This window comes from Mesorhizobium sp. M7A.F.Ca.CA.004.04.2.1 (genome assembly GCF_004022825.1).
Lineage (GTDB): Bacteria > Pseudomonadota > Alphaproteobacteria > Rhizobiales > Rhizobiaceae > Mesorhizobium.
On the sequence record NZ_RZPH01000512.1, the window covers coordinates 1 to 4,196 of the forward strand.

3 protein-coding genes and 1 pseudogene are annotated in these 4,196 nt (G+C 63.1%); 1 reads left to right on the plus strand and 3 read right to left on the minus strand.

Features of this window, described 5'->3' with window-relative positions:
• From EN893_RS21360 to uraH, 3 genes and pseudogenes are all read right to left on the minus strand, one after another.
• Positions 1-456 (minus strand): annotated as a pseudogene (locus tag EN893_RS21360) (xanthine dehydrogenase molybdopterin binding subunit); the annotation flags it as partial.
• A gap of 208 nt (positions 457-664) precedes the next feature.
• Positions 665-2,146, minus strand: a complete 1,482-nt coding sequence (gene xdhA, locus EN893_RS21370; RefSeq protein WP_127268650.1) for a xanthine dehydrogenase small subunit — start codon at positions 2,144-2,146, stop codon at positions 665-667.
• Between the two features lie 3 nt (positions 2,147-2,149).
• On the minus strand, positions 2,150-2,524 hold the full coding sequence (uraH, locus tag EN893_RS21375; protein WP_127268651.1) for a hydroxyisourate hydrolase: 375 nt from the start codon (positions 2,522-2,524) through the stop codon (positions 2,150-2,152).
• A gap of 203 nt (positions 2,525-2,727) precedes the next feature.
• Here uraH and puuE point away from each other — a divergent pair, with 203 nt between their 5' ends.
• Entirely contained in the window at positions 2,728-4,146 is a 1,419-nt protein-coding gene (gene puuE, locus EN893_RS21380) for an allantoinase PuuE (protein ID WP_127268652.1), read from the plus strand.
• Positions 4,147-4,196: the final 50 nt, after the last annotated feature.

A 4,196-nucleotide genomic window follows, 5' to 3' on the forward strand; every position in this document is an offset into this window, starting at 1 on the left:
CTTCCTAGGATCGAGCGCACCAATGTCGGTGACGAAGGGCAATTCCTTGTATTCGACCTTGGCCAGCCTGGTGGCGCGGCGCGCCTGCTCGCGGGTCTGCGCAATGACGCAGAAGATTGGCTGGCCGTAGAATTGCACCTTGCCGTCGGCCAGCACCGGCTCGTCGTGGCGGCCGGTCGGCGAAATGTCGTTTTCGCCGGGCACGTCACTGGCCGTCAGCACGTCGACAACGCCGGGCGCTGTACGCACCGCCGAGAGATCCATGCTGGCGATCGTGGCATGCGTGGCGCTGGAAAGCCCGAGGCAGCCATGCAGCGTGCCGGCCGGTTCCGGCATGTCGTCGATATAGACGGCGGTGCCACTGACATGCTTGTGGGCGGAGTCATGCCGTTGATCGGTGGCAACGCCGCCGGCGATCTTTTCAGCCTTGAGGTTGGGGGCAGCGTGCTTGTTCATCATGCGCGCCCTTTCCCTTCTCCCCGTTCACGGGGAGAAGGTGGCCCGAAGGGTCGGATGAGGGGCAGCGCCGACGTCGACAGCCTTGCAGACAAAGATCGACGACGGCGCCGCCCCTCATCTGCCTGCCGGCATCTTCTCCCCGTGAACGGGGAGAAGGACGCTACTCGCGACCGTTCGGCTGTTTGTTCACTGGCATTGGTGCTCATCATGCCGCCTCGTTGCGTGACACTTGGAATGGTGCCCGGGTATCCGTGGTCTCGGCAAAGAAGCGCAACAGCAGGTTTTTCGCCGCCAGTGCGCGATATTCGGCCGAGGCCCGCATATCGGTCAGCGGAGTGAAATCCCTGGCATATTCGGCCATCGCCGCTTCAACTGCCTGTTCGGTCCACGGCTTGCCGAGCAGCGCTTTTTCGACAGAGGACGCCCGCTTCGGCGTCGCCGCCATGCCGCCATAGGCGATGCGCACCTCCGCCACCGTGCCGTCTTTAGCCAGCGTCAGGAAAAAGGCGCCGAGGGCTGCGGTAATGTCTTCGTCGCGGCGCTTGGTGATTTTGTGGACGGCGAATTTCGTGCCCCTGGCCGGAACCGGAACGTGCACGGCCTCGACGAATTCGCCCGGTTGCCGGTCCTGTTTGCCATAGGCAATGAAGAAGGTTTCCAGCGGAATCGAGCGCCGCTTCTTGCCCTTGCGCAGGGTGAGACTTGCGCCAAGCGCGATCAAGGGCGGCGGCGTGTCGCCGATCGGCGAGCCGTTGGCGATGTTGCCGCCGATGGTGCCCATGTTGCGCACCTGTTCGCCGCCGATGCGATCGAACAACGGCCCCAGCGCCGGGATACGCTTCGCCAATGTAGCGAAGGCGTCAGTGTAGGTGACGCCGGCGCCGATCGAAATGACGCCCTTGTCTTCCGAGATGGTGCAAAGTCCGTCGAGATTGCCTATGAAAATGGCCGGCGAAATATCGCGCATATGCTTGGTCACCCATAGGCCGACATCAGTCGAGCCGGCAACGATGGTGGCGCCGGGTTCCTTGTCCAGCACGGCGGCGAAATCATCGACGTTGGCCGGCACGACCAGCCGCGCCTTGGCCGAACCGATCTCGACCCGGGCGCCGTCATGCAGGGCCTCGAGCCTCTCGGTGATCGCCTTGCGCTCTGCGGCCAGCGGATCCTCCGCCGCCTTACCGTAGCTGGAGATGGCATGCGCGGCGCGGATGATCGCCTCGTAGCCGGTGCAGCGGCAGAGATTGCCTTGCAAGGCCTTTTCGATATCCGCGTTCGACGGATTCGATGACTTCATCCACAGGCCATAGAGCGACATGACGAAGCCCGGCGTGCAGAAGCCGCATTGCGAGCCGTGGAAATCGACCATCGCCTGCTGCACCGGATGCAGTTGGCCTGATACGCCGCGCAGATGCTCGACGGTCACGACGTGTGTGCCGTCGAGCGAGCCGAGGAAGCGGATGCAGGCATTGACGCTTTCATAGACCAGCCCGTCCGCCGAGAGCTTGCCGACCAACACGGTGCAGGCGCCGCAATCGCCCTCGGCGCAGCCTTCCTTGGTGCCGCGCAGCGAACGGTCGAGCCGCAGCCAGTCGAGCAGGGTCGCGTCTGACGCCACCGACGAAAGCGCGACGTCCCTGCCGTTGAGGATGAAGCGGATTTCTTTGCGGATGCTGATTTTGGCCATGCCTCAGCTCCCCCTGTATGTCGAGTAGCCGTAGGGCGAGACCAGCAGTGGCACATGATAGTGCACGGGCTCGGCCATGCCGAAGCGGATTGGTACTACATCGAGAAAGGCGGGTTTCGGCAGGCTCAACCCCTGCTGACGCAAATAGTCGCCGGCGGCGAAGACCAGTTCGTATTCGCCGGTGCGGAACTCCGCGCCGGCGAGCAGCGGCTTGTCGCAACGGCCGTCGGCATTGGTGACAACGGTCTTCAGATGTGTCCGCGCCTTGCCGTCGAGGTGATAAAGCGCGATCGACAGTCCCGCCGCCGGCTTGCCGGTCGCCGTGTCGAGGACATGGGTCGTCAGACGCCCGCCATCGGCATTCGACGTTTCTGCCATTGGCCGCCTCCCATTTCCGGTACGAGCGAATTGGCCCGGTACGATCAAGTATCAACAGTGAATTGTGCGCCAATTAAAGGCGATGCATAAGTCCCGGTCGAGCGGAGTGCGACAAAAACACTTTCAAAAATTTTCGGGGGAATGCGAGAGGCACCCTTTCGATATCCTGATCATACTTCGGGCCATGCCCGGCGGGAGGGACGATGCGTTACAGCAGAGACATGCGCGGCTACGGAGCCAATCCGCCGGACCCGAAATGGCCTGGCGGCGCACATGTCGCCGTGCAGTTCGTCGTCAACTACGAGGAAGGCGGCGAGAACTGCGTCCTGCATGGCGACAAGGCGTCTGAAGCCTTCCTGTCGGAAATCGTCGGCGCGGCACCCTGGATGGGCCAGCGTCACTGGAACATGGAATCCATCTACGAATACGGTGCCCGCGCCGGCTTTTGGCGGCTGCTGCGGCTGTTCACCGAGTCGCAAGTGCCGATCACCTGCTACGGCGTCGCCACCGCACTCGCCCGTTCGCCGGATCAGGTGGCGGCCATGCAGGAAGCCGACTGGGAGATCGCCTCGCACGGGCTGAGATGGATCGACTACCGCGACCACAGCGCCGAAGATGAGCGCCGCGACCTCGAGGCGGCGATCAAGCTGCACTACGAAGTGACCGGCGCGCGCCCGACCGGCTGGTATACGGGTCGCACATCGATCAACACAGTGCGGATTGTGGCGGAAGAAGGTGGTTTCGACTATGTGTCGGACACCTATGACGACGAGCTGCCCTACTGGTTCGAGCATGAGGGCGGCGCGCAGCTCATCATCCCCTATACGCTCGACGCCAACGACATGCGCTTCGCCACGCCGCAGGGCTTCAACTCGGGCGACCAGTTCTTTGCTTATTTGAAGGACAGCTTCGACACGCTCTATGCCGAGGGCAAGGCCGGCCGGCCACGCATGATGAACATCGGTCTGCATTGCCGCCTCGTCGGGCGGCCGGGGCGGGTGGCGGCGCTGAAGCGCTTCGTCGACTATGTGAAGTCGCACGACAAGGTCTGGCTGGCGCGGCGCATCGACATCGCCAAGCACTGGCAAGAGGTCAATCCTTATCAACCGGCGGCGCTCAGCCCATCGAAGATGGAATTCGAGACCTTCGTTCATACCTTCGGCGGCGTGTTCGAGCATTCGCCCTGGATCGCCGAACGCGCCTACGAATTGGAACTGGGCCCGGCGCATGACACTTCAGGCGGCCTGCACAACGCGCTTTGCCGTGTCTTCCGGTCCGCCAGCGAGACCGAGCGGCTTTCGGTGCTCAACGCCCATCCCGACCTTGCCGGCAAGCTGGCCAAGGCCAAACGGCTGACGGCGGAATCGACCAGGGAACAGGCCTCGGCCGGCCTCGACGCGCTGACCGACAAGGAGCGCGAACTGTTTTCCAAGCTGAACGCCGCCTACGTCACCACCTTCGGCTTTCCCTTCATCATCGCGGTGAAGGGCAAGACGAGGCAAGAAATCCTGGCGGAGTTCGAGGCGCGCATCGGCAACAGCCGCGGCGTCGAATTCGAGACCGCCTGCAAACAGGTCGAGCGCATCGCACTGCTCCGCCTCAAGGACATGCTTCCGCAATAGGTTTGAACCCATGGATACGATCAGAATGCCCGAGCGAACCTATTACGCAC